This window comes from Clostridium sp. AF23-6LB (genome assembly GCF_003461085.1).
GTDB lineage: Bacteria > Bacillota > Clostridia > Lachnospirales > Lachnospiraceae > Coprococcus > Coprococcus ammoniilyticus.
In genome coordinates, this window is sequence record NZ_QTWK01000003.1 from 254,052 (window position 1) to 280,622 (window position 26,571).

Annotated in this window: 21 protein-coding genes; 1 reads left to right on the forward strand and 20 read right to left on the reverse strand. The window is 40.6% G+C overall.

Going from position 1 to position 26,571, the window contains the following annotated elements; translation table 11 throughout:
- Window position 1: 1 nt before the first annotated feature.
- The 15 genes from DWY07_RS08235 to rpsO all read right to left on the reverse strand — a co-directional run bounded on the left by DWY07_RS08235 (window position 2) and on the right by rpsO (window position 19,794).
- A complete protein-coding gene (locus DWY07_RS08235; RefSeq protein WP_008400767.1) occupies window positions 2–1,408 on the reverse strand; it encodes an oxaloacetate decarboxylase subunit alpha in 1,407 nt (468 codons plus the stop codon).
- Between the two features lie 39 nt (window positions 1,409–1,447).
- Window positions 1,448–2,578 carry a sodium ion-translocating decarboxylase subunit beta gene (locus DWY07_RS08240; RefSeq protein ID WP_008400766.1) on the reverse strand — a complete coding sequence of 377 codons (1,131 nt, stop codon included), beginning with the start codon at window positions 2,576–2,578 and terminating at the stop codon, window positions 1,448–1,450.
- Window positions 2,579–2,616: 38 nt separating this feature from the next.
- Complete coding sequence (locus tag DWY07_RS08245; protein ID WP_008400765.1) at window positions 2,617–3,000, reverse strand: biotin/lipoyl-containing protein; 384 nt, start codon at window positions 2,998–3,000, stop codon at window positions 2,617–2,619.
- Between the two features lie 18 nt (window positions 3,001–3,018).
- Window positions 3,019–3,951 (reverse strand): OadG family protein, encoded by a 933-nt coding sequence (locus DWY07_RS08250; RefSeq protein WP_117807599.1) that lies wholly within the window; start codon window positions 3,949–3,951, stop codon window positions 3,019–3,021.
- Between the two features lie 16 nt (window positions 3,952–3,967).
- Window positions 3,968–5,380, reverse strand: a complete 1,413-nt coding sequence (locus DWY07_RS08255; RefSeq protein ID WP_117807600.1) for a carboxyl transferase domain-containing protein — start codon at window positions 5,378–5,380, stop codon at window positions 3,968–3,970.
- Window positions 5,381–5,655: 275 nt separating this feature from the next.
- Window positions 5,656–6,186 (reverse strand): CDP-diacylglycerol--glycerol-3-phosphate 3-phosphatidyltransferase, encoded by a 531-nt coding sequence (gene pgsA / locus DWY07_RS08260; protein WP_117807601.1) that lies wholly within the window; start codon window positions 6,184–6,186, stop codon window positions 5,656–5,658.
- Window positions 6,183–7,499 carry a 30S ribosomal protein S12 methylthiotransferase RimO gene (gene rimO / locus DWY07_RS08265; RefSeq protein ID WP_117807602.1) on the reverse strand — a complete coding sequence of 439 codons (1,317 nt, stop codon included), beginning with the start codon at window positions 7,497–7,499 and terminating at the stop codon, window positions 6,183–6,185. The genes pgsA and rimO overlap by 4 nt, the downstream gene beginning before the upstream one ends.
- 18 nt (window positions 7,500–7,517) lie before the next feature.
- Window positions 7,518–8,360 carry a bifunctional methylenetetrahydrofolate dehydrogenase/methenyltetrahydrofolate cyclohydrolase FolD gene (gene folD, locus DWY07_RS08270; RefSeq protein ID WP_117807603.1) on the reverse strand — a complete coding sequence of 281 codons (843 nt, stop codon included), beginning with the start codon at window positions 8,358–8,360 and terminating at the stop codon, window positions 7,518–7,520.
- 17 nt (window positions 8,361–8,377) lie between these two features.
- A complete protein-coding gene (locus tag DWY07_RS08275; RefSeq protein ID WP_117807604.1) occupies window positions 8,378–10,048 on the reverse strand; it encodes a formate--tetrahydrofolate ligase in 1,671 nt (556 codons plus the stop codon).
- A 111-nt stretch (window positions 10,049–10,159) separates the two neighbouring features.
- Complete coding sequence (locus DWY07_RS08280) at window positions 10,160–12,925, reverse strand: DNA translocase FtsK (RefSeq protein ID WP_181983902.1); 2,766 nt, start codon at window positions 12,923–12,925, stop codon at window positions 10,160–10,162.
- Between the two features lie 27 nt (window positions 12,926–12,952).
- Window positions 12,953–13,828, reverse strand: a complete 876-nt coding sequence (locus DWY07_RS08285; RefSeq protein ID WP_117807605.1) for an undecaprenyl-diphosphate phosphatase — start codon at window positions 13,826–13,828, stop codon at window positions 12,953–12,955.
- Between the two features lie 125 nt (window positions 13,829–13,953).
- Entirely contained in the window at window positions 13,954–14,613 is a 660-nt protein-coding gene (locus tag DWY07_RS08290) for an ATP-dependent Clp protease proteolytic subunit (RefSeq protein ID WP_117807606.1), read from the reverse strand.
- Between the two features lie 167 nt (window positions 14,614–14,780).
- Window positions 14,781–17,177 carry a N,N'-diacetylchitobiose phosphorylase gene (locus DWY07_RS08295; RefSeq protein ID WP_117807607.1) on the reverse strand — a complete coding sequence of 799 codons (2,397 nt, stop codon included), beginning with the start codon at window positions 17,175–17,177 and terminating at the stop codon, window positions 14,781–14,783.
- 31 nt (window positions 17,178–17,208) lie between these two features.
- Window positions 17,209–19,311, reverse strand: a complete 2,103-nt coding sequence (locus DWY07_RS08300) for a polyribonucleotide nucleotidyltransferase (RefSeq protein WP_117807608.1) — start codon at window positions 19,309–19,311, stop codon at window positions 17,209–17,211.
- A gap of 216 nt (window positions 19,312–19,527) precedes the next feature.
- The gene (gene rpsO / locus DWY07_RS08305) at window positions 19,528–19,794 is read right to left on the reverse strand and encodes a 30S ribosomal protein S15 (protein WP_008400751.1); all 267 of its coding nucleotides are present in this window, start codon (window positions 19,792–19,794) and stop codon (window positions 19,528–19,530) included.
- A 345-nt stretch (window positions 19,795–20,139) separates the two neighbouring features.
- On the opposite strand from rpsO, the gene aroC reads away from it, so the two are divergent.
- Window positions 20,140–21,237 (forward strand): chorismate synthase, encoded by a 1,098-nt coding sequence (aroC, locus tag DWY07_RS08310; protein ID WP_117822656.1) that lies wholly within the window; start codon window positions 20,140–20,142, stop codon window positions 21,235–21,237.
- A gap of 231 nt (window positions 21,238–21,468) precedes the next feature.
- Here aroC and DWY07_RS08315 read toward each other — a convergent pair whose 3' ends face one another.
- Genes DWY07_RS08315 through DWY07_RS08335 form a run of 5 tightly spaced genes read right to left on the reverse strand, consistent with a single transcriptional unit; the run spans window position 21,469 to window position 26,490 of the window.
- Window positions 21,469–22,878 (reverse strand): hypothetical protein, encoded by a 1,410-nt coding sequence (locus DWY07_RS08315; RefSeq protein ID WP_117822658.1) that lies wholly within the window; start codon window positions 22,876–22,878, stop codon window positions 21,469–21,471.
- Window positions 22,844–23,521, reverse strand: a complete 678-nt coding sequence (locus DWY07_RS08320) for an ABC transporter ATP-binding protein (RefSeq protein ID WP_117807611.1) — start codon at window positions 23,519–23,521, stop codon at window positions 22,844–22,846. Before DWY07_RS08320 ends, DWY07_RS08315 begins: the two co-directional genes overlap by 35 nt.
- Window positions 23,522–24,805 (reverse strand): ABC transporter permease, encoded by a 1,284-nt coding sequence (locus DWY07_RS08325; RefSeq protein ID WP_181983903.1) that lies wholly within the window; start codon window positions 24,803–24,805, stop codon window positions 23,522–23,524.
- 30 nt (window positions 24,806–24,835) lie between these two features.
- On the reverse strand, window positions 24,836–26,038 hold the full coding sequence (locus tag DWY07_RS08330; protein ID WP_117822662.1) for an FtsX-like permease family protein: 1,203 nt from the start codon (window positions 26,036–26,038) through the stop codon (window positions 24,836–24,838).
- 56 nt (window positions 26,039–26,094) lie between these two features.
- Window positions 26,095–26,490, reverse strand: a complete 396-nt coding sequence (locus DWY07_RS08335) for a hypothetical protein (protein WP_117807614.1) — start codon at window positions 26,488–26,490, stop codon at window positions 26,095–26,097.
- Between the last annotated feature and the right edge of the window lie 81 nt (window positions 26,491–26,571).

Genomic DNA, 26,571 nt, shown 5'->3' on the forward strand with positions numbered 1-26,571 from the left:
CTTATACCGGATATGCCTTATCCTCTTTGTTTACAAGTGTTGCATCAACCTTTGTCTTCTTTGCTTCTCTTAACTTGAAGAAATCAACAGCAACCTGTGGGAACAATGCATATGTTAATACATCTTCATCCTGTTCCTTGTACTGGATCATTTCTTTCTCGATCTTACCAAGCTCATTTTCAAGAAGATCAGCAGGACGACATGTGATAGGCTCCTGATCACCGATTACTTTCTTTCTAACTTCTGGATCAACCGGCTTTACAGACTGACCATACTCACCAGCAACAAGTGCCTTTGCTTCCTTTGTACACATCTTGTATCTCTCGCCTGTAACAACATTTAATACAGCCTGAGTACCAACGATCTGACTGGATGGTGTAACAAGAGGTGGTTCACCGAAGTCTTTACGAACTCTAGGAACTTCTTCCAGAACCTGTTCAAACTTGTCTTCTGCGTTCATTTCCTTTAACTGTGATACAAGGTTTGATAACATACCACCTGGTACCTGATATAATAATGTCTTAACATTAACACCAAGAACCTTTGGATTCAGAAGACCAGACTTAATCCACTCTTCTCTTAATGGTCTGAAGTAATCAGCGATCTCAGCGAGAAGGTTCTGATCAAATCCAGGATCATATGGTGTACCTTCAAATGTCTTAGCCATAACTTCTGTTGCAGGCTGGCTTGTACCAAGTGCTAATGGTGAAATTGCTGTATCAATGATATCACATCCTGCTTCAACAGCCTTCATGTATGTCATGGAAGCTACACCTGATGTATAGTGTGTGTGAAGCTGGATTGGAAGGGAAGAACCTTCCTTTAATGCCTGAACAAGCTCGGTTGCCTTATATGGAACAAGAAGGCCTGCCATATCCTTGATACAGATAGAATCTGCACCCATATCCTCAATTCTCTTAGCCATATCTTTCCAGTAATCAAGTGTATAAGCATCACCTAATGTATAGGAAAGTGCAACCTGTGCATGACCTTTTTCCTTGTTACATGCCTTAACAGCAGTTTCAAGGTTTCTGATATCATTTAAGCAGTCGAAAATTCTGATAATATCAATACCATTTGCAATTGACTTCTGAACAAAATACTCAACCACATCATCTGCATAATGACGGTAACCAAGAATGTTCTGGCCTCTGAATAACATCTGAAGCTTTGTATTCTTAAAACCATCTCTTAATTTTCTAAGTCTCTCCCATGGATCTTCCTTAAGGAATCTGAGACATGCATCGAATGTAGCACCACCCCAGCACTCAACAGAATGATATCCAACCTTATCCATCTTATCGATGATTGGAAGCATCTGTTCTGTTGTCATACGGGTAGCGATCAGTGACTGATGCGCATCACGTAATACAGTTTCGGTAATCTTAACCGGTTTCTTTTCTGCCATTTCGAACCTCCTGAATATATTCTCATATGATTATGATCATTACTGTACATTAAAGATTGCAAGGAATGTTCCTGCTGCAACTGCTGTACCGATAACACCTGCAACATTTGGTCCCATTGCATTCATCAGAAGGAAGTTCGTAGGATCATACTGGGAACCTACCTTCTGAGAAACTCTGGCTGCCATAGGTACGGCAGATACACCGGCTGAACCGATCAGCGGATTAACCTTACCCTTTGTTACCAGACACATTAACTTACCAAATAATACACCGGCTGCTGTACCGAATGCAAATGCGATCAGACCAAGTAATACGATCTTTAAAGTACTGATCTTTAAGAAAGCTTCTGCACTTGTACTTGCACCAACAGATGTACCAAGTAAGATAACTACGATATACATCATAGCATTGGATGCTGTCTCTGTAAGCTGTTTTACAACACCACACTCACGGAACAGGTTACCTAACATCAGCATACCAACCAGTGGTGCTGTTGTAGGAAGGATCAGAACAACTACGACTGTAACGATAATTGGGAAAAGAATCTTTTCCAGCTTGGTTACAGGACGAAGCTGTGGCATTCTGACCAGACGCTCTTTCTTTGTTGTAAGTGCTTTCATAATAGGTGGCTGGATGATCGGAACCAGTGACATATAAGAATATGCTGCTACTGCGATTGGTCCAAGTAATGTACCACCCATTCCAAGTTTACCGGCAAGGAAGATAGATGTAGGACCATCTGCACCACCGATAATAGAAATAGCTGCTGCTTCCTTACCATTGAATCCCATCAGGAAAGCAAGGAAATATGCGCCGTAGATACCGAACTGTGCTGCAGCTCCAAGAAGAAAGCTTGCAGGGTTTGCGATTAACGGGCCAAAATCTGTCATGGCACCTACACCCATGAAGATCAGTGAAGGAAGAATACTCCATTCATCCAACATGTAGAAGTAATGTAATAATCCGCCTTCTGCCATTATATCTGGAAACATGTTAACAAGTAACATACCAAATGAGATTGGTACCAGAAGAAGTGGCTCAAAACCAAACTTAATTGCAAGGAACATGAAAACGAACGCTACAAGGATCATAACGTAATTTTTCCAGTCAAGACTTGCAAAACCTGTCTGATTTGCTAAATTTGACAATACGTCAACTATACTACTCATTTAGTCGTTCCTCCTATCAGATTTATACAAGTACAGCATTAGTTCAGAGTTGCTAATGTATCTCCTGCTTCAACAGTTGCACCTGATGCAACGTCGATGCTTGCTACTGTACCATCTTCCGGAGCAACAACTTCGTTTTCCATCTTCATAGCTTCAAGGATCAGAATAACCTGTCCCTTCTTAACTGCATCACCAACATTTGCCTTAACATCAAGGATCTTGCCAGGCATCGGAGAAGCAACCTTAATGGAACCTGCGCCTGCTGACTTAGCTGCCGGTGCTGGTGCCGGTGCTGCCGCTGGTGCCGGTGCAGCTACAGGAGCTGCTGCAACTGGTGCTGCTACAGGGGCAACGCCACCTGCTAATTCTTCAACTGAAACATCATATGATGTACCATTTACTGTAATTCTATAATTCTTCATCGATATATCCTCCTATTATTATCTCTTAATACGTCTGATCGGACGTGTCACAAGCTTATCTTTGCTTGGATACGTTGTATATGCATTCTGTCCTGCTGATGCAGCAGCAACTGCGGCTGTGATAACTGCAACCAGTTCAGAATCATTCATTACGCTTTCACCTGTTTCTGTCTTAACGATGTCAACAATCTGTCCTGCCGGTGCAGATCCTGCATCTTCTGCCTTTGTCTCAGCAACAGGCTCTGTCTTAGCTGCTTCTGCTGCTTTTTTAGCTGCCTTCTTGACTGCTTTTGCTTCTTTATCAAAGAAGCCAGGAACAAATTTTAACAGATAGATGATAAATGATATAAAGATAAGAACACAGAATACAGTTGCCATACCGATCAGGGTGTTGGTTCCGGCTGCCTTCATCTTATCTTCAAATGTCATGTTTGCTGCAATCTCAACATCAGTTGACTTATATGGGTACATACCCTGTGAAGAAAGGGCTTCATCAGCCTGCTCTTCACTGTAACCATACTGATTCATTAACTGATATCTCTGTAAGTTATATGTTGCACTGTTGTCTACAAATGTTACCTTGATCAACGCTTCTTTTTCTGTACAGTCAGCATAAAGAGTAACGATTACATTTCCTTCTGTTTCTGCAATCTTGTATTCACCTGTGAAATCTTTAAACTCACCGCACTCATCTCCGATATTACGGAAAGACTTAACTGCTTCAATCTCATTCTCAGAAATTCCTGCATCAGAGCCTGCTTCTACAACATAGTTGTAGGTCTCATCTGCGCTTGCATATTTCTGATATGTCTCACAGGCATCTTTTGCTACCTGAGCGATCTCCTGATCGTTATAAGCAAATTTTACTCCGTTATCATCAGAAGCACTACATCCGGCAAACATAAAAGTAACAGCTAACATAGAAACTATTAATAATAATTTTTTCTTCATTTAGTTGTCACTCCTTTTATATAGTACTGTGCTTCTTATAAGGTCTCATCTCTTCCTTTGAAAGGAGCATCTGGATCGCTGCGATCACTCTCTTTCTTGTAGCATCAGGCTCGATGATATCATCAATATATCCTCTGGATGCTGCTGAAGCTGCTCCTGAAAGAGCTGCAACATATTCTGCTTTCTTTTCCTTGATGAATGCAAGCTTGTCATCTGCTGCTGCAAGCTCATCTTCATACATAATCTTAACTGCCATCTCAGGATCCATAGTACCGATCACTGCATCCGGCCATGCGTATACCATATCTGCTCCGATTGCCTTGGAGTTCATAACTGTATATGCTGTTCCATAAGCCTTGTCCATAACAACTGTAACCTTTGGAACGGTTGCATCTGCATATGCATTTGTAAGCTTTGCAAGAGCCTTTGAGATTGTCTTCTCTTCTTCAACTGTTGCAGCAAAGCCTGTTACATTTACAAGTGTAAGAACAGGAATGTTAAATGCATCACAGAAATCTACAAATTCTTCTGCCTTATATGCACCTGCTGTTGTGATCGTATCTTCCTGATTACCAACACAGCCAACTGTGATACCATCCATACGGATCAGGGCTGTAACAACATCTCCTGCATATTCCTTCTTCATCTCAAGTACAAGAGAATCATCAGCGATATTCTGAATCACTGCTCTTGGATCATTCTTGTATGAATCAAGATTTGGGATAATTCTGTTTGGATTGTCATTTGCAGAAGCTTCCTTGTCGTCCAAATTGCAGCTTGGAAGAACTTCAACCAGTGCACGGATCATACCAAGTAATTCTTCTTCTGTTTCAAATACACCATCAACATTTGCTGTATTCTCGCTTACATATTCAGCAGCGGAAGTATCCAGCTTTGTAATATTGTTCTCTGCTAAGGCATTTGGAGAATTTACAAATAACTTTGCACCTTCCTTTGTCATGAAAGTGAAATCAGATAATGATGGAACAAGGGAAGCGCCGCCGCCACATGCACCAAAAACAGCTGTGATCTGAGGAATAACACCTGAAGCCATAACCTGCTTGCCATATACTTCGCCAAATGCATTCAGTGCATCTGTAGCTTCCTGCAGTCTGAGTCCTGCACAGTCGATCATTCCGATGACAGGTGCGCCCATCTTCATAGCCATGTCATAAATTTTTGCAATCTTCTTGGCATGCATCTCACCAACGGAACCGCCTAAAACTTTAGCGTCCTGACTGTATACATACACTAAATTGCCATTGATAACACCATATCCGGTGATAACACCATCTTTTGGAGTATCCTTATCCTGAATGTTAAAATCAGTATTTCTTGCTTTCACATAAGCACCGATTTCAACAAAACTTGCGTCATCAAGCAATGCATTAATTCTATCGCTTGCTGACAGGGTGAGTTTGTTGCTCATTTCTAGCCCTCCATTAAATTTATTTTTAGGAGTTACATAAAAGTAATTCCAAATTTATGCCGATTTTATTGTAAAGCCTTTACGAATTTATTTCAAGTAAAATTATCATTACGACACAGTTTTTTCAGCACTTTTTAACAATCGAACATCCCTACTATTTTTACTTAAAAAACAAAAGGGGAAAGTGGAAGTAATTGTCAGAAAATACCCCATTTTCCCCATAATTGTCTGTTTTGTAGTTAGTTGTTCATAACTATACAGCCTTTAATTTTATATTAATCCTTCAGGACATTTTTGTTTGATATCAGATAATCAATCAGTGAAATGATCGTTAATACAAGTGCAGCATAAATCAGCACCTGTTCAATCACAAATATCACTTTCCCTCCAAGATTACCGATTAGAAAACAAACCATGACCATCTGGACAACAGTCTTTAATTTGCCCCAGATACCAGCCGCAATAACAACACCCTTTTCTGCTGCGATCAGCCGGAATCCGCTAATGATAAATTCTCTCGCAATGATGATAATAACGATCCATGCAGGAATCCGTCCCTGATCAACTAATGCAATCATCGCAGAACATACCAGAAGTTTGTCTGCTAACGGATCCATGAATTTTCCAAATGTTGTGACCAGATTACATCTTCTTGCGATCTGTCCATCTAATGTATCCGTGATCGCTGCAGCGATAAAGATACCAAGCGCAATCCATTTGGCTGCTGCAAAATCAAGATACATAAACACAACAAAAAATGGAATCATTATAACTCTCAATATTGTTAATTTGTTTGGTAAATTCATTCTATCATCTCCCCTGTCAGATCATATTCATTCGCATCTGTAATCCGAACCTGTACAAAGGTACCGGACATCAGCTCATATGGTGCATCAACAAATACCATACCATCTACATCGGGCGCATCCCTGTAGGTTCTTCCGACATATACATCATCTTCCGCAACATAACCTTCGATCAGTACTGTAAGAGTCTTGCCAAGCAGCTCTTGGTTCTTGTCATATGATACTTCCTGCTGCAATGCCATTATATCATCCCGCCATTTTTCTGCAACCTCATTTTCAATCTGATCCGGAAATGATGCGGCAGGTGTTCCTTCCTCCGGTGAATATGTAAACACACCCAGGCGGTCAAATTCTGACTCATTCACGAATTCCATAAGCGCCTCATGATCTGCTTCTGTCTCACCCGGGAAACCAGCAATCAGTGTCGTACGGATTGCGATATCAGGAATCCGGATCCGAAGCTTTGCAATCAATTCCACAATATCCTTTTTACAGGTACGTCTTCCCATGTGTCGCAATACAGAATCTTCTGAATGTTGGATCGGTATATCGAGATAATGACAGACCTTTTCTTCCTCTGCGATCGTATCGATCAGCTCGTCTGTGATCTCCTCCGGATAGCAGTACATCAAACGTATCCACTTGATTTCCTCGATCTTGCAGAGTTCATGTAATAATTTTGAAAGTGTCTTTTCACCATACAAATCCACTCCATAGAGTGTTGTTTCCTGTGCAACAAGGATCAGTTCTTTTACTCCCTGTGCAGCAAGCTCTTTTGCAGATGCCAGAAGCTGTTCCATCGGAATACTTCTGTATTTTCCTCTGATATATGGGATTGCACAGTAAGTACACATTTTTCCGCAACCCTCTGCGATCTTCAGATATGCCATAGAAGCGCCGGTCGTAACGATACGTCCGCCAACTGCCTCCGGCATATAATTAATATCCGTAACAAAGGAATGTTCCTCATCGGAACTGATCGCATCTACGATCGCGTCATAATTTGCAGCTCCGACGATCGTATCGATCTCCGGCAGTTCTGCAAGGATATCATCTTTATATCGCTGTGACAGGCAGCCGGTAACGATCAGCTTCTTTAATGATCCTGTCTTCTTCAGCTCTCCGTATTCTATTATCGTATTAATACTTTCTTCCTGCGCATCTTTGATAAATGCACAGGTATTGATAACAACTGCCTCTGCCTCATGTTCATCATTTGTGATCTCATGTCCTGCCTTATGCAGAAGTCCGAGCATTACCTCACTGTCCACAAGGTTCTTATCGCAGCCCAATGATACCATCAATACTTTCATATATGTTCTTTCCTCAGGTTATTTTATATTGATCGAATCTACACAGTTATGCATAAGCATTGCGATCGTCATAGGACCAACTCCACCCGGTACAGGAGTAATTGCTCCTGCAACCTTGCTTGCTGATTCAAAATCAACATCGCCACATAATTTGTTATTCTCATCTCTGTGTATTCCGACATCGATCACGGTTGCGCCCTCTTTGATATAGGATGCATCGATCATCTTCGGTCTGCCGATCGCAACTACAAGAATATCTGCACGCTTACATACCTCTTTCAGATCCTTTGTCTTTGAATGACAGATCGTAACCGTTCCATTCTCGCGTAATAACAGCATAGCCATCGGTTTGCCTACGATATTGCTTCTGCCGATCACGACACATTCTTTTCCTGCGATCACGATTCCGGAACGCTTTAAGAGCTGGATCACACCAGCCGGTGTACAGGATACAAATCCAGGCTGACCGATACTTAATGCTCCAACGCTCATCGGATGGAAGCCATCAACATCCTTTAATGGTGAGATTGCTTTAATGATCTTGTCCTCATCGATATGTTTTGGAACCGGAAGCTGTACCAGAATTCCATTTACAGCATCGTCCTTATTCAATTTATCGATCAGTTCTAACAGTTCTTCCTCCGTTGTCTCTTCCGGAAGCTCATAAGACAAAGAATCAATGCCGATATAGGCACATGCCTTTTTCTTATTGCCGACATATACGGAAGATGCCGGATCATTTCCTACCTGGATAACTGCCAGACAGATCTTTACACCTTTTGCCGAAAGCTCTGCAACCTGTTCCTTTAATTCATCTTTTATCTGTTTTGATATTGCTTTTCCATCAATCAGTTGAGCCATATTTGATTTATTCCTCCTTAGAATAATCCGCAAATTACACCATCATCATTTACACTGATATTTTCAGCAGCCGGCACCTTAGGCAGACCAGGCATTGTCATGATCGTACCTGTGATTGCGACCACAAAGCCGGCACCTGCACTGACATATACTTCACGGATATTAATATCAAATCCTTCCGGTCTTCCAAGCTTCTTTGGATCATCCGAAAGTGAATACTGATTCTTTGCCATACATACAGGGAAGTTTCCAAATCCCATCTCTTCAATCTTAGCGATCGCACGATCTGCTTCCGGACTGTATGTTACATTTGCTGCACCATAGATCTCTGTTGCAATGCATGAGATCTTTTCTTTAATTGACAGCTCATCTTTATATAATACTTTAAAATCACTCTTTTTGTTCTCAAGTGTATTTAATACTGCATTTGCAAGCTCGATACCGCCTTCGCCGCCTTTTTCCCATACATTTGCAAGAGCGAAATCACAGCTTCTGTCTTTACAGAATTTCTCCACAAACGCAAGTTCCGCATCTGTGTCTGTGATGAAACGGTTTAAAGTAACGACAACAGGAACCTGATACTTCTGAAGATTCTCGATGTGCTTTTCAAGGTTTACGATACCTTTCTTTAATGCTTCCAGATTCTCCTGACCAAGCTCTGTCTTCGGTAAACCGCCGTTGTACTTCAATGCCTTTACGGTCGCAACCAGAACAACTGCATCCGGCTTCAGTCCATTCATACGGCACTTGATATCAAAAAACTTCTCTGCACCAAGATCTGCTCCGAATCCAGCCTCTGTAATTACATAGTCTGCCAGCTTTAATGCTGTCTTTGTTGCGATTACACTGTTACAGCCATGTGCGATATTTGCAAATGGTCCACCATGCACAAGTGCAGGTGTATGCTCCAACGTCTGGATCATATTCGGCTTGATTGCATCCTTTAAGAGTGCAGCCATAGCACCAACCGCTTTCAGATCCTTTGCTGTTACAGGCTCGTTCTGATAATTATAAGCAACAATGATCCTGCCAAGTCTTTCCTTCAGGTCATTGAAATCCGCTGCCAGACAAAGGATCGCCATGATCTCTGATGCAACCGTGATCACGAAGCCATCTTCTCTTGGCACACCATCTACACGCTTTCCAAGTCCGATCACGGTATGACGCAGCGCGCGGTCATTCATATCCATACATCTTTTAAATACGATACGGTTCACATCAATGCCGAGTGCATTTCCCTGATGAATATGGTTATCCATCATTGCTGCAAGCAGATTGTTTGCAGATGTGATTGCATGGAAATCACCAGTAAAATGAAGATTCAGATCCTCCATCGGTACTACCTGTGCATATCCGCCGCCGGCAGCACCGCCTTTGATACCAAAGCACGGACCAAGTGATGGTTCACGAAGTGCGATAACCGCTTTCTTGTTCAGTCTGCCCATAGCTTCACCAAGTCCGACTGTAATCGTTGTCTTGCCCTCTCCTGCAGGAGTCGGATTGATCGCTGTAACTAAGATCAGCTTACCATTCTTATTTTTCTGTACGGAAGCGATCAGCTCATCTGACAACTTTGCTTTATATTTGCCATACATCTCGATATCATCTTCTTTGATGTCAAGCTTTGCTGCAACCTCCTTTATATTCTTCATCTCTGCCTGCTGTGCAATTTCGATGTCGTTTAACATTTAATATGTCCTCCCTGAGTGTAATTTTATCCTATAGCAGGTAAAATCTGCCTATGCACGCTATATCCCTTCACCGGCATTTTCCCTGTATAAATATCATTTGAATCTGTATTATAAATTATTATCTATATATTCGTCAAATTCTTCCTGCGTCATAAGTATCTTTCTTGCCTTTGTGCCTTCCTCCGGACCTACAACCCCGGCACCTGCAAGCTGATCCATGATACGTGCCGCACGGTTAAAGCCGATCTTAAACGCACGCTGCAGCATTCCGATCGAGGCCTTTTCTTTATCAATGATAAAGCGTCCGGCTTCTACAAAATAATCATCCTTATCACTTCCACCGCTCATACCGGGTGCACCGGCCGCTCCGGTCTGTGTAATAGACTTAGATATATCATCATCATACGTTCCGACACCGTTCTGTTTCTTCAGATACTCCACAACGGCTGACACTTCTTCATCAGAAACAAAAGCTCCCTGTACACGAACCGGTTTTGGATAACCGGTCGGATAAAATAACATATCACCCTTACCGAGAAGCTTCTCTGCACCATTCATATCTAAGATGGTTCTGGAATCTACACCGGATGATACAGCGAATGCAATTCTCGATGGAACATTTGCCTTGATCAGACCGGTAATAACATCTACCGATGGACGCTGAGTTGCTATAACCAGATGGATACCTGCTGCTCTGGCAAGCTGTGACAAACGGACAATCGCGTCTTCCACTTCTCCGTGAGCAACCATCATCAGGTCGGCAAGCTCGTCCACAATCACAACGATCGTCGGCATTTTCTTTAGCTTCTCATCATCTACTGATCCGGAAGCAAGTGCCTGTTCTACTTTGTCATTATATCCCTGTATATTTCTGACTCCACATTCTGCAAACATCTGATATCTTCTGGTCATTTCCTCTACCGCCCAGTTCAGTGCACCGGATGCCTTCTTCGGATCGGTTACAACCGGGATCAGCAGATGTGGAATGCCATTATAACAGGCAAGCTCTACCATCTTCGGATCGATCATGATCAGTTTTACTTCTTCCGGTTTTGCCTTATATAAGATACTCATTATCAGCGTATTGATACAGACCGACTTACCGGAGCCTGTGGCGCCGGCGATCAGCAGATGCGGCATCTTGGCTATATCCGTAACAATAACCTGTCCACTGATATCTTTACCGACTGCAAATGCGATCTTGGATTTGGAATTCTTGAAATTATCCGATTCCACCAGTTCGCGAAATGCAACAATTGAATTTTCTTTGTTTGGTACTTCGATTCCGATCGCTGCCTTGCCGGGGATCGGAGCTTCGATACGAATATCCGCGGCTGCAAGATTTAACTTGATATCATCGGCAAGACCAAGGATCTTACTGACCTTCACGCCCTGCTCCGGCTGCATTTCAAACCGGGTAACCGCCGGTCCGCAGCTATAATTTGTGATCGTAACATTAACACCAAAGTTTTCCAATGTATTCTTCAACTTGATCGCTGTAGAGCGTACCTGTGCATCCCGGTTCGCATTGTGATTCTTCGGCGGCTGTGCCAGAAGATTGGGTCCCGGAAATTTATACTTTGCCCCCTCTTTATAGTTCTTCTGTCCGGGCTTGTCTGCCGCCGGTGCAGGCTTCTTCACCGTCTGAGAGTTCGCTGTCTTTCCTGTCACACTGGAAAACGCAGAATCCATATCCGGATCATAATCATCCGGTATCACACTGACAACCTCCGGATGCTCATTTCCATTGATCGCACCGGAAAGAACATCTTCTTCATCCTCAAATTCTGCATCAAAGATGTCTTTTGTCTGCCGAACAGGAATCTCCTGTGTATCACCCACAGGAACTGCCAACGAAACACCGGCTGCCGTTTCTACAGGAGCAGGTTCTGATTTTCTCCTGCTCTTTGTAACCGACGTTTTCTTCGCAAACGATACTGGTATCTGTTCTTCTCTTTCATCATGAAGTACAATCTTCTCTACATCATTATTAAATGTAAGGAAATCGTCATCCGGTACATTTATTTCATGGATCTCATCCTCATTCTCAAAGAAGTCCTTCGCTTTGCCCTTTTGCTTTTCACCGCTTTCATAGACCTTCAGGTTCTCAAGCCTTACCTGGCTGTTTCCGGACTTTCCGGACTTTTTCTTATTCTTTTTAACCGGTCTGCACTCCTGCTCCGGTTCTGCATATTCTTCTTCCCTGTAAAAGCTGTTGATCAGATTCTTAAATGTATCGATCACTGAGATTCCCGTGATCAGGACAAACATAACAAGCGCACCAAGGATCATTACCAGTGTTACGCCCACGATACCGATCGTATTCCGGAAGATAAAGAACAGACCGCCACAGATAATTCCACCGCCCATATGCTCCTTATATCCATCCAGATATAACTGTTTTACAGATAAATAATCGGTTGTGAAGATCATCTGGCTGATCATCGATATGATAATCAGAACCACACCGATATAGATTACTTCATTTCTAACCTTTTTATTACCAAGATTGGAAATAATAAATGCCGATGATATAAAAAGATATACCGGAAATATGTATTCGGCAAATCCGATCACACCAAACAGGAAACCGGATATTGCATCGCCGACCTTTCCACATTTGCCAAAGTTAGCGATCATCAAGAATATGGAAAAAGCAAGAATGACTAACAGGATTACTTCCAGACGTACTTCCCTGTTATCTTCTTCTATCTGTTGTTCCATCTGTTTTTTTGATGTATTTGGGTTCGATACTGTATTTGACCTTTTAGCTGTACTATTTTTTTTCACCGTACCATTTTTCCCGGTTCCACCGGTGGCTCTGGCCGTTCCGTTCTGTTTTGCCGTCCCGTTTTTCTTTCTGGTTTCAGCCATTTTCTTCTCCCACTTACTTAACTTAAATTAACGTACAAAATAATAAATGACAGATATCACACCTGCGCATAAACAATAAATGGAATATCCCTTGAATTTATTGTTCTTTACTGATTTCAGCATCACTTTGATACAAAGAAAGCCTACAATGCCCGCAACGATCATACCGATCACATAATTCAGGATCTCTGATCCGGCAAGACTTGCACCTGCCAGATCCGGGATCTGAAGAATACATGCCCCAAGGATTGTCGGAATCGACATGATGAATGAATATTTTACTGCAAATTCTCTGTTGAATCCACATGCAAGACCTGCTGTGATCGTAGAGCCCGATCTGGAAATACCGGGAAGAGTTGCAATACCCTGAGCCAGACCGATAAATAACGAATTCTTATATGTAGCCTCTGCAGGTCCTTTATTACCCTTCTGAACACGATCAGCAATAAATAAGATCACAGATGTGATACAGAGACAAAATCCCGGAACTAATAAAGTATTTCCGGCATTTTCAATCTTACTTTCAAACGGAAGTGCGATCACCATAGTTACAAGTGTTGATAAAATAACAAGCATTACGAATTTACGGTATTCCGTTTCAATGATCTTACGATATGGTTTCTTCTCCTTGGAAAACAGATTTGCAAAAAATCTCCCTACATTGCAGCAGGCAAGACCGATAATCGTAAATCCTTCTACGATCAGTTCAACAATATCCTTCCAATACACAATAAAGATGGCAACCAGTGTGCCAAAATGAAGCAGGATATCAAACATGATGCCTGTATCTGTATTTACATGAAACATGTTCTTAAAGATTGCGAGATGTCCTGAACTGCTGACGGGAAGAAACTCGGTTGCTCCCTGAATGATTCCCATAATGATTGATTCTAATAGTGACATAATTGCTCCAATCCGCTGTATAACCAGCACTGTTTTATTGTTTTCTCTATCTATACCGCTTTTCTATGTACCGGCCAATAGCCGTAAAAAAAAACGAACCATCAGCCTATTTTACTATCATTCCATCAATTTATCAAGTCATAGAGTTTGTTTAATGCAGCCGATATTCCTCCGATCCTGTCAATAATGCCGCATTCGACCGCTTCTTTTCCAACAAGAACCGAACCGATATCTTTGGATAATTCCTGTGTATTGAACATGATCGATCTTAATGAATCTTCACCGATCTTGGAATGACAAGACGTAAACTGTATGATTCGATCCTGCATCCGTTCGATATATTCGTAATTTTGTCTCACACCCAGCACGGTATCGGATACTCTGAGAGGATGCACAACCATCGTTGCTGTCGGTACGATAAATGATACATTACCTGATACCGCAAGCGGCACGCCGATCGAATGACTCCCTCCAAGCACCAGTGTAACAACCGGTTTGCTGATTGATGCCAGCATCTCTGCTATTGCAAGACCTGCTTCTACATCCCCGCCTACTGTATTTAATAATACGAGTATACCTTTGATGCTTTCGTCATCCTGAACAACCGCAAGCTCCGGCAATACATGCTCATATTTTGTAGTCTTGGTATCGGATGGCAGACTGACATGTCCCTCAATCTCCCCAATGATATCAAGTAACAATATATTATATTTTTCTTTGTTTCCATTTATGATGATCTGACCATTTTCTACAATGAGGTCCTGTCTTTTTAATTCCTGATCCATATAAACGACTTCCTTTCTTATAGTCAGAAATGTTCCGCCTGTATAAATCGAATATCATTTTTGCTTTTCCATTCAACCATAACTTTTTTGCAAAAAAATAACAGGCAGGAAGATTTTTCATTTCTTCCTGCCTATTGTTTGATACTTTATATGAAATTATTCATAAATTACATAACGAGTGTAATCTCATTTACATCATCCAGTTCATCAAACCGAATGTAGTTATCTTCCATTACCTTTCCATTTACAGTCATGCTCTGGCAGCCACTTTCATGTCCGTCCGGATTTGTAACATGAATATTTAACTTCTTGCCACGATAGTTCTTTGTGATATTGAACTCTTTCCAGTCAGATGGTACTGCAGGTGCGATCTTAATTCCGTAGAAATCAGGGCGCATACCCATGATACCCTCAACACATCCAACCATACAGGTAGATGCTGTTCCTGTCAGCCAGTGAACATGGGAACGGCCTTCATAAGGACTTCCAACTGACTCCGTGAACTGACCATGGCAGTAAGGCTCTAACTTACGAACCTCGGCCTTATCATTCATAGATGCCGGTGAGCTCTCGTCAAAGTATTCAAATGCACGATTACCATGTCCCATCAATGCTTCAGCAAGGATGATCCAGCCCTGTGGCTGTGAGAAGATACCTGCATTCTCCTTTGTTCCTGCATTGAACAGAAGCATTAACGCTCCGTCAAACGCATGTTTCTTATATGGTGGGAACATCAGTCTGACACCATATGGTGTATTTAATTCTCTGTGAACAGATTCCAATGCAAGCTCGCTCTGTTCTCTGGTAGCAAGACCGCTGATAACTGCCCATGACTGAGGGTTCAGCCACATGCTTGCTTCAGGATCATTCTTGGAACCGATCACCATACCGCCCTCTTTATATCCACGGATATAACGGTCATCTTCCCAGCATTTCTCCTGAATTGTGTTACCCATCTTATACTGGATCTCATTGATATAGTCAATATAATCTGCATCGTCTTTTAACTCTGCAAAATACTTAATTACAGTCATTGCATAATAAAGCTGCATTGCTACAAATGTAGATTCTCCACGCTTGCCAAGTCTTAAGCAGTCGTTCCAGTCCGCATGAAGTCCTGCAGGCATTCCATTGTCACCCAGACGGTTCATAGAGAAGTCGATTGCTCTCTTCAAATGCTCGTATACAGTTCCTTCATCCTTATTTGCAAATGGGATAACCTCATCTATAAAGCCGATATTACCTGACTCTGCGATATATTTGTAAATGGTCGGGAATAACCATAATGCATCATCTGCACGATATGCAGGATGTCCGGTCTCTTTTACATAAGATGGATCATCCGGTGTATCCTCATGACCAGGGTTGTGTGTGTACTTAACCAGCGGAAGTCCGCCACCATTATCTACCTGAGCGGATAACATGAAACGAATCTTTTCCAGCGCCATTTCCGGTGCAAGATGGATGATACCCTGAATATCCTGTACGGTATCTCTGTAGCCATAACCGTTTCTCAGACCACAGTATGTAAAGGATGCAGCTCTTGACCAGATAAAGGTCATAAAGCACTGATAAGAATTCCATGTATTGATCATGTTGTTAAATGACTCGCTCGGTGTCTTAACCTGGAAGTTATCTAACTTGCCATGCCAGTAATCGATCAGCTCCTGAAGCTCTGCAGCACAAGTCTTCTCATCTTCATAGGCTTTCATGATCTCATTTGCTGTAGCTTCATCCTTCATGCCAAGAATAAATGAAAATGTCTTTGATTCGCCCGGCTCAAGTGTGATCTTTGTCTGAAGTGCACCACAGGAATTCTCGTTATAATTTAATTTATTACCACAGTCACCATTGATAACAGCAACCGGATCAGCATATGTGTGATACATGCCAAGGAATTCTTCTTTATCTCCACAGTAAGAAGCAACTTCACTGCCTGCAAGTCCGAAGAAACGCTTGTTTACAGCATTTCCATCCACTGAATCATTCACTACATTCTCATTGATCACCTGAAGGATCTTCTGATCTCTGTAGTAGGTTCTTGAAATAAATAATGTATACTGTAAGTTTACCTGATCCTGCTCATAGTTGCAGTCGTTTGTAAATTCACAGAAACCGATTGCAGACAGATGTCTGGTCTTATTGGATTTGTTTGTAAGAGTTACATTCCATACCTCATGTGTCTTATCCAGCGGTACATAATAAAGTACCTCAGAATGGATACCGGAATAATCTGCCATGATATTGGTATAAGCAGTTCCGTGATGACACTCGCTCTTGTATTCATTCAGGCTCTTGCCTACCGGCTGCCAGGATGCTGACCAGAAATCTGAAGTATCGTCATCTCTTAAGTATACATATCTTCCCGGCTGGTCAAAGCTGTTGAAGATGTAACGGATGATTCTTCCATTCGCACCACTCTTTTCAAAGCTGTAACCACCTGCATTATTGGAGATAATCGCACCATAGGCAGGCGAACCAAGGTAGTTCGCCCAAGGTGCAGGAGTATCCGGTCTGTCTATTACATATTCTTTTCTGGCTTCATCAAAATGTCCGTATTTCACACACATACCCTCCCGTATATTTTTTTGTTTTTTATTTATTCTCAACGTCCTTTAAGCTGAGGCTGATACGTCCAGCTCTTTCGTCGATCTTGATAACCTTAACAACAACGTCGTCGCCTACATTTACAACGTCTTCTACCTTTGCAACTCTCTTGTCAGAAAGCTTTGAAATGTGGATCAGACCATCTTTGTTTGGTGCAAGTGAAACGATTGCGCCACAGTCAAGAATCTTAACAACCTTACCCTTGTAGTCATCACCAACAACAAGTGGCTCAACGATCATCTTGATCATGTTCATAGCCTTGTCCATGCTCTCCTGATCAACGCCGCATACAGATACGTTTCCGTCATCATCAATATCGATCTTAACGCCTGTCTCCTCGATGATCGTATTGATTGTCTTTCCTCTCTGACCAATTACTTCACCGATCTTATCAGGATCGATCTTGATCTGAACGATCTTTGGAGCAAATTCATTAACATGTGTTCTTGGTGCAGGAATTGCACTGCTCATAACGCCATCCATAATGAATAATCTTGCTTCTCTTGTTCTTGCGATAGCTTCTTCTACAATCGGTCTTGTCAGTCCGTGGATCTTGATATCCATCTGGATTGCTGTGATACCCTTATAAGTACCTGTTACCTTGAAGTCCATATCTCCGAAGAAATCTTCCAGGCCCTGAATATCTGTTAATACTACATAATCATCATCTGTATCACCTGTAACCAGACCACAGGAAATACCTGCAACCATTGACTTTAATGGTACACCGGCAGCCATCAGTGACATACAGGATGCACAGGTAGATGCCATGGAAGTAGAACCATTTGACTCAAATGTCTCAGATACGGCACGGATCGCATATGGGAACTCTTCTATAGATGGTAATACAGGAAGTAATGCACGTTCAGCAAGTGCACCATGTCCGATCTCACGACGTCCCGGTCCTCTGGATACCTTTGTCTCACCTACAGAATATGATGGGAAATTATAGTGATGCATGTATCTCTTGGATACTACATTCTCATCTAATCCATCGATCTTCTGGATCTCTGATAATGGAGCAAGTGTTACGATATCGCAGATCTGTGTCTGTCCACGAGTGAACATTGCAGAACCATGTACTCTAGGGATGATATCAACCTCTGCAGCAAGTGGTCTGATCTGGTTGATCGCACGTCCATCCGGTCTCTTACGATCTTTTAAGATCATCTTTCTTACTGTCTTCTTCTGATACTGATATAATGCTTCAGGGATCAGAGCAAGCCATTCTTCATTGTCAGCAAATGCTTCTTCGAACTTCTCTCTGATCTGTCTGATATTTTCTTCTCTTACCTGCTTCTCATCTGTAAATACAGCGACTTCCATCTCAGCAGGAGTTACGATCTCTTTCATAGCTGCAAATAATTCTTCCGGAATTGCGCAGCTTACATAATCATGCTTTGGCTTACCAACTTCTTCTACCATCTTGTTGATGAATTCAATGATAGAAAGGTTTACATCATGTGCCTTATAGATTGCTTCGATCATCTTGTCTTCAGGAATCTCATTTGCACCAGCCTCGATCATGATAACCTTTGTGCTTGTAGATGCAACTGTAAGCTTCAGATCACCCTCATCCCACTGTTTCTGAGATGGGTTAATGATGAATTCTCCATCGATCATACCAACCTGTGTCATTGCACATGGTCCACAGAATGGAACATCTGAAATTGCAGTTGCGATAGCAGAACCAAGCATGGCAACCAGCTCCGGTCTGCACTCAGGATCAACAGATGTAACAAGGTTGTTCAATGTAACATCATTTCTGTAATCCTTAGGGAATAACGGACGCATCGGACGGTCGATAACACGGGATGTAAGTACTGCGTTCTCAGATGCTTTTCCCTCTCTCTTGTTGAATCCGCCAGGGATCTTTCCTACTGCATACATCTTCTCTTCATACTCAACGCTTAATGGGAAAAAGTCGATTCCGTCTCTTGGCTTCTCAGAAGCTGTGATTGTTGATAATACAGTTGTATCACCATAATGCATAAATGCAGCGCCATTTGCCTGTGCTGCTACTCTGCCGATATCGACGCGAAGTGTCTTGCCGGCAATGTCCATAGAATAAGTCTTGAATTCTTTGCTCATTTTCTTTTCTCCTGTTTTCTATTATTAACCGCAGCAGGCTCGAAACAACTACAAGACATACCTGATAGATCGGTCTTGTAGTAGTCTCGAATTGCCATGCCGCAATCTCTTAAAGTTTAGCATACTCATATCTCAAATACAAGATTGAATCCAAAAAAAACAGGTCATCCCAACATACATTGGAACAACCTGTCTTTCTTATCTCTGATGCAGAAATTATTTTCTTAAGCCAAGGCTCTCGATCAGCTTTCTGTAACGCTCAATGTCTTTGCTCTTTAAGTAAGCAAGCATATTTCTTCTCTGACCAACCATCTTTAACAGACCACGGTTTGAGTGGTGATCCTTAGGATTAGCCTTGAAATGCTGGTTTAAATCATTGATTCTTGCTGTAAGAAGTGCAATCTGTACTTCTGCTGAACCTGTGTCATTTGCATCCTTGCCGTACTTAGCAACGATTTCCTGTTTCTGCTCTTTTGTTATCATAATAACAATCCTCCATAATATTATACTTGGCCTGAACTGGGTAAAAGGACGGAGACTCCTTAAACTAAGTACAGGCTGACCTTTGTCAGACTACCACACTTTCAAAGGTGTGTCAACTTTAAAATCAGGGTTTTCTGTGTTTTTGGCTGCACAAAACATATTTTTTGTTTTTCAACTACTATATAACAAGCATTTTCTGTTGCTTTTTGTTTTTCAACTACTATATAATAGCATCATGACGATATGGAGAGCAATATAAATATACTGTTCTTCAGACATCTGACACAGACACATCAAATGTAAAATGCTGTCTGTGTTTATTCTACATGAAGGAGATTACTTATTATGTCAGGTTCAACATTTGGAAATAAATTCAAGATCACTACATGGGGCGAATCCCATGGAAAAGCACTCGGTGTTGTCATTGACGGCTGTCCTGCCGGTCTTCCACTTACCGAGGATGATATTCAGGTATACTTAAACCGCAGGCGTCCGGGCTTCTCCCAGTTCTCAACGCCAAGAAAGGAATCCGATCAGGTAGAGATCCTTTCCGGTGTATTCGAGGGAAAGACCACAGGCACTCCGATCTCACTGATGGTTCGGAACACCTCCCAGCGCTCCGGTGATTACGGTGACATCGCTACCTACTATCGTCCGGGACATGCTGATTATACCTTTGACCAGAAATATGGTTTTCGCGATTACCGTGGTGGCGGCCGTTCCTCCGGCAGAGAGACGATCGGCAGAGTTGCTGCTGGTGCGATCGCCGCAAAGATCTTAAAGAAATTAAATATCTCATTTACAACCTATGTTTCATCGATTGGCGATATCGTATCCGACCCTGCCGACTTTGATGCAGACTATATCTCAAAGAATGAACTGAACATGCCGGATGCAAAAAGCTGCGAAGCTGCATCTGCATATCTTTCTGATATTATGGCACAGAATGATTCAATCGGTTCTACTGTCAAGTGTATTGTGTCCGGTGTTCCGGCTGGTCTGGGAGATCCGGTCTTTGATAAATTAGATGCAAATCTCGCCAAAGCCCTTATGTCAATCGGTGCTGTCAAGGCTGTAGAGATCGGTGATGGTGTTATGGTATCTGAAAATACCGGTTCTTATGATAATGACGGTTTCCATATCGAAAATGGCATCGTAGCTAAAACCTCCAATCATGCAGGTGGAATCCTGGGTGGAGTCAGTGATGGCTCTGATCTGCTACTCACCTGCCATTTCAAGGCTACACCATCGATCGCCTGCACACAGAAAACGATCAACAAGTCCGGTGAAAATATTGATGTGTCGATCCGCGGCAGACACGACCCGATCATCGGTCCCCGCGCTGTAGTCGTTGTAGAATCTATGGCTGCGATCACAATCGTGAATGCGCTGTTTGACAACATGTCCGCAAGAATGGACAAGCTGGTGGAGTTTTATAAATAGTGAGATTTGCAGTCCTCTACAGTATGGACTTTCCTACATACAACCAACTGCCCCATACAGATGACTTGTTGCAATTTCTATTCGATGTATATGCCTGATTCGTAATACTCCTGTGTTAACTCACCTACGGATCAAACAAGCACTTGTATTTACTGGCAATATACATCGAAAAAACGAAATCTTCACAATGTTATTCTATATGGGGCAGTTGTATTTTGTATATCTGGAATATTATTTTATTTCTACAAATCTTCCATTTCTTGCATCCAGTAGAATAAGCTGATCTGGAACCTGTAACTGTGCATCAATATTTGCAAAAAGCCATACAGGAATATAACAATATCCCTCCTCTGTTTCTTCTAAATAGTATGTTAGTTCTACATGATTAAATGCAATTTGCGAATATGACGCACCATGCTTTTTGAGGTATTCCGGCAAGCCATTTTTCAAGGCTTCCATAATCTCATCCCACGTTAAAAGCCGTTCCACTTTTTTCGCTTTTTCATCCTGTTTCACCGGCATTACACAACCAATGCCAACCACACCTTTCGAAGATATTACAATGCGTAATATTAAACCGTTTGTCATAATGCTTGATTGGCTGTCATTTCTGTTGTCATATTGACCTGCTATACTTTCTACATAATACAAATCTGACACAAAAGGAGTAACTTGTTCAATTTTCGGAAGAAATGTTATAGAATATCCATCACACAAAAGTACTTCTTCCTCTGTTTCACCCTTTATATAGGATACACAAAATGGTTCTACACATCCCGTATCAACAGGCAATGAGACACATGCACCAGCATAGCCCAAAGCGGTATCTATCGCTTCCTCTATTGTTTTACTACATTGATTCCCGGCTGAAAGATCTTCTTCATTTTCACTATAATTCAAAAGATCCGAATACAGCAACTCATTTTCAGACAATATATCTGTCGGTTGAACAAGTCCATATCCGTTATCAATCTCAAAAAATTTCTCCATTGAATTCTCCGGATACAACATTAGTTCAAAGGATTCACAATAGTCTTCGTTTCCATAAAATGTAAGAAGATATTTTTGATCGTTAATCATACCAATGTACTGATCCGCCGAAAAATCAATATTCTTTTCTCTTATCTCCTGTGCAGTTTTTTTCTGTTGCTCCAGTTCCTCTATACTCGCCTGGTAATATTGTTTATAAAATGTATCCGAAATATTTTGCTTGTTTTTGCAATATTGGATTTGTTCATCACATTCAGATATTAATGGGTTGCCATCATATATATACAGGGCTGTTTCGCCAAATATTGCTTCTGAAATTTTCTTTTTGTATGATGCATCCAGTCTCTCTCTGCTGCACTTCATTGTATAAAGTTGTTCTACATCTGGAATACAGACAGACTTATCTGATATCAATATTGCTTGTAAGTCGGCATCTTCTGTTTCCATCTTGCAATCAACGCTTTGCGGTACTTTCAGTTTTTCCCCTAATTCACTATTTTGAACCTCTCCCTGTATCGACTTTTTCTCCTGATCCAGCACAAACATATCACTGCTTTCTTTTTTATCACAACCTGAAAGCAATATAACAATTCCGCCTATCAATAATAAATATTTTTTAATTCTTTTTTGTATCAGCAATAATCTTTCCATCCTCAATCTGTATTATACGATCAGCATGCTCTGCTATATCTATATCATGTGTTACAATTATCAAGGTCTTTCCCTGCTCATGCAGTCCTTCTAAAAGCTTCATAACCTTAATGCCTGAGTTTTTATCCAGAGAACCTGTCGGTTCATCTGCAAGTACAACAGGAGTATCCATAACCAACGCTCTGGCAATTGCACACCGCTGTTGTTCCCCTCCCGAAAGCTCACTTGGCTTTTTCTTATACAGATCCTGAATTCCAACCTGCATCAATGCTGAAAGAACTTTTTTCTTACGTTCATTCTTCTCTATTCCCTTTGCAAGAAGCGGTACTTCCACATTTTCATATACACTATACTGATTCAATAGTGCAAATCGTTGGAATACAAAGCTCACATATTCCTTTCGAAACAAATGAAGCGCATGAGAATTCATTTTGCTAACATTCTTTTCATCATACAGATACTGACCATCTGTTGTCTGATCCATCCCACCTATGATATTTAAAAGTGTACTTTTTCCCGATCCGGATGTTCCAATAATTGCAACATATTCTCCATTTTCTATCGTCAGGTCTATCCCATTCAACGCAGGATATTCTGTCCTGCCATTTTTGTATATTTTTTTTGCTTCTTTTAATTGAATCATTTATTTCCCTCCAAGTAATTCCGCCGGAGATATTTTCTTTAACAGAATTGACGGTACAATACAGACCAAAAGAACAAGCAATATCCCTATCATTCCAATCGTCAAGACCAACCGACTGTAAATCGTATTCTTCAGCATATAAAATGTCATATTCTCTACCATAATGTCCGCTGCCAGTTTACCGGCTATTACGCACGTCATAATCAGAATTGCAATGATCAATTTTTTTATATTATCAATCAATACCATCTTTATAATATCTCTATGCGATAGCCCATAAGCAAGAAGTATCCCAAACTCTCTTCTCTGTGCCAATATGGTGTTAATTTCAAAGCACGACAGAATCAAACACACAATCACAGTGACATACACAAATAACCCAGTCATTTCTTTCCTTTCTGACTCCCTGCTCATATTATCCAGATATTTTTCTACACTATTGATGTAAAATTCTACATCCGGGTTCAAATTTAACGCATCCAGATAACTTTGAACATCATCAAATGAATAACCATCTTTTAATGTAAAAAAACAATTATATGTATTGTCCATTTCTGAATTTAAAATTATCAAAATGCTATAATCAAGTATTTGATAAGGTATCGCATCCTGGTCTTCCGGATACATGTTCATCAGATTATCACTATTTGGAGCTAATACACTGTTCTTCTTCAGAATCCCCTCTACAACATAAACCTCTTCTCCATGTATAAGGCGGGTTCCCAGCTGCACTTTATCTTTATAACGATACCCCAGATAGATTGGAATCGCATCACCATATAAAGCATAATCAATCTCAGAAGGACATCTGCCTTGCAGCAGATCAATTTTCATCATATCCCACGCTCCAGCGTCCAGCCAGGTAGTTTCCAAACTTTTCCCCTGTATTGCATATCCGGGATCATAAACATTCTTTTTTTGTATATCTTGCAGTAATTTCAAGTCTTCATCTCTGTATTCCGATGCATCATATTCGATACGCCAGTCTCCGGATATTGCCAGTGAACCATTTCCCCATCCAGATGAACATGCATCTATGCCACTAAAACTTTTAACAACTTTCAAAAGATCAAAATTTGAATTATACTGAATATCTGAAGGATTCCCTTCAACACTTATGCTTCCTAATGTTTTTATTTCTTTTCGTATAGAACGCTCTACCGACTTCTTCGTATCTGTTTCTAGACTGACAAAATACACCAGAAGTCCAATTATTGTAATTCCAACAATATATAGAATAACATTAAAAAAACTTCGAATTCCTTGTTTCCATTCATTATCCAACGTAATTTTCCATAAATACCTAAGTTTCATTTATAGATCCATAATCCCTTCTGCCAGATTAATCCGACGCAACTTCATAATTATGATGAAAATTGACATATAAACAAGAACAACAGATGTTCCTGCCATAAACGCAACACCTTCATATGAAATACTATACCATACAGAATCTGTCAGCCAGACATTATATACGCTATTTGCAATAAAAACTGCAATAAATGAACAGATAAACATTGGCAGCATCTCCATAAATAATCTTCTTGCGATCATATTGCAGTTGCAACCACAGGCACGATATATTACATAATCTTTATATCTTTTTTTTGTAAACATATCAATCACCTGAATATAAACAACAATACAAAAGAATAACAATAATACATATATTATAATTAACGCTTTTATTTTTTCATTCGGTGATGCAATCGAACGATCTATTACTTTTATATCAAATGTTGTATCGGATATTTTTTCAAGTTCCGAAATAAATTCATCTATTTCATTTATATCAAAACTATTTTCTGATCCAATATAAACTCCAAATATTCCCCACTTCATATTAGAAATTGAAAAAATATTATCTATAAAATTCCTGCAGAATTCCTCAAATTGATATTCTGTTTGAGGAAAATAGGCAAAACACACATCTGCCTTATCTGCAACAGGTTCATAAATTCCAACAACTTGATACTCTTCATTATTAATTTTTATGTAATAATATTCTTCTTTTTTCACCATTGTATTTATCATATCCTCAGATACAATTGCAACACGAGTTTTTTTCTCTAAATCGTCCGAACATATTGATCGCCCCTTAGTGATATTAAATGGCAATTCATCCTTCAATGAAAAAACTGCCAGTTCTGACCTTTCCTGAAGCATTCCACTAACCCGAACATTGGCATATGAATACACCGTGAACTTTCTTCCATACATTGCTTTTATGATCATTTTGGCAGTTTCAAGATGTTCCTTCTGTCTATGCCTATCTGGAACATCAATCGACATAGCTTCAAGTTCACCCGCCTGATTATATTCTGCCTTAAGATGATTCATACATACATCACACTTTGTTTCAATTCCTGCCAAATTAGAATAATTGCCATTATATAACCTTCCCTTTAACTCAGCCTGCATTTTATTAATAATATCAAAGCATTGAAAAATAATTATAAATATAAGTGTATAAACGACCAAAAACAACCTAAAAAATTCTTTATCTCTTATCCTCATTTTAACTTCCTTTGATAATCTACAACCATTATATGTACATCTTCTTGTATTATATATTAATCGTGTGCATATATTTCTTTAGAATCTGCACCTTTTAATGATATTGTAACAGTAAATACACAATATGCATCACTAACAATTTTTGAATCACTATAGGTTTTATTTTTTTTATTTAAATTACCCGTATCCATTCTTTTTACTTTTACATCTATACCCTGTATTTTACCAGATATTGAACCTGATGTAGCTTCAGTTGCCTTTCCTCCCCCCAATGCTGCAGTCATGATGCAGTTATCTTTTTTCTTACTATAATCATACATACGAGCCGATCCTGTTAATGTTGCAGCTCCATTAGTTATAGAGTTACTCGCCGATGTTGCCGAAACAACAAATGAACTAAATAATGTAATACAACATGCCAATAATATTATATTCCTTTTTATCTTCTTCATTTTTCCTCCCTTTTATGCAATATAATGGTTGCAATTGTAGTATTGCATATGCGTATTATATATGTCAACATATATTTATAT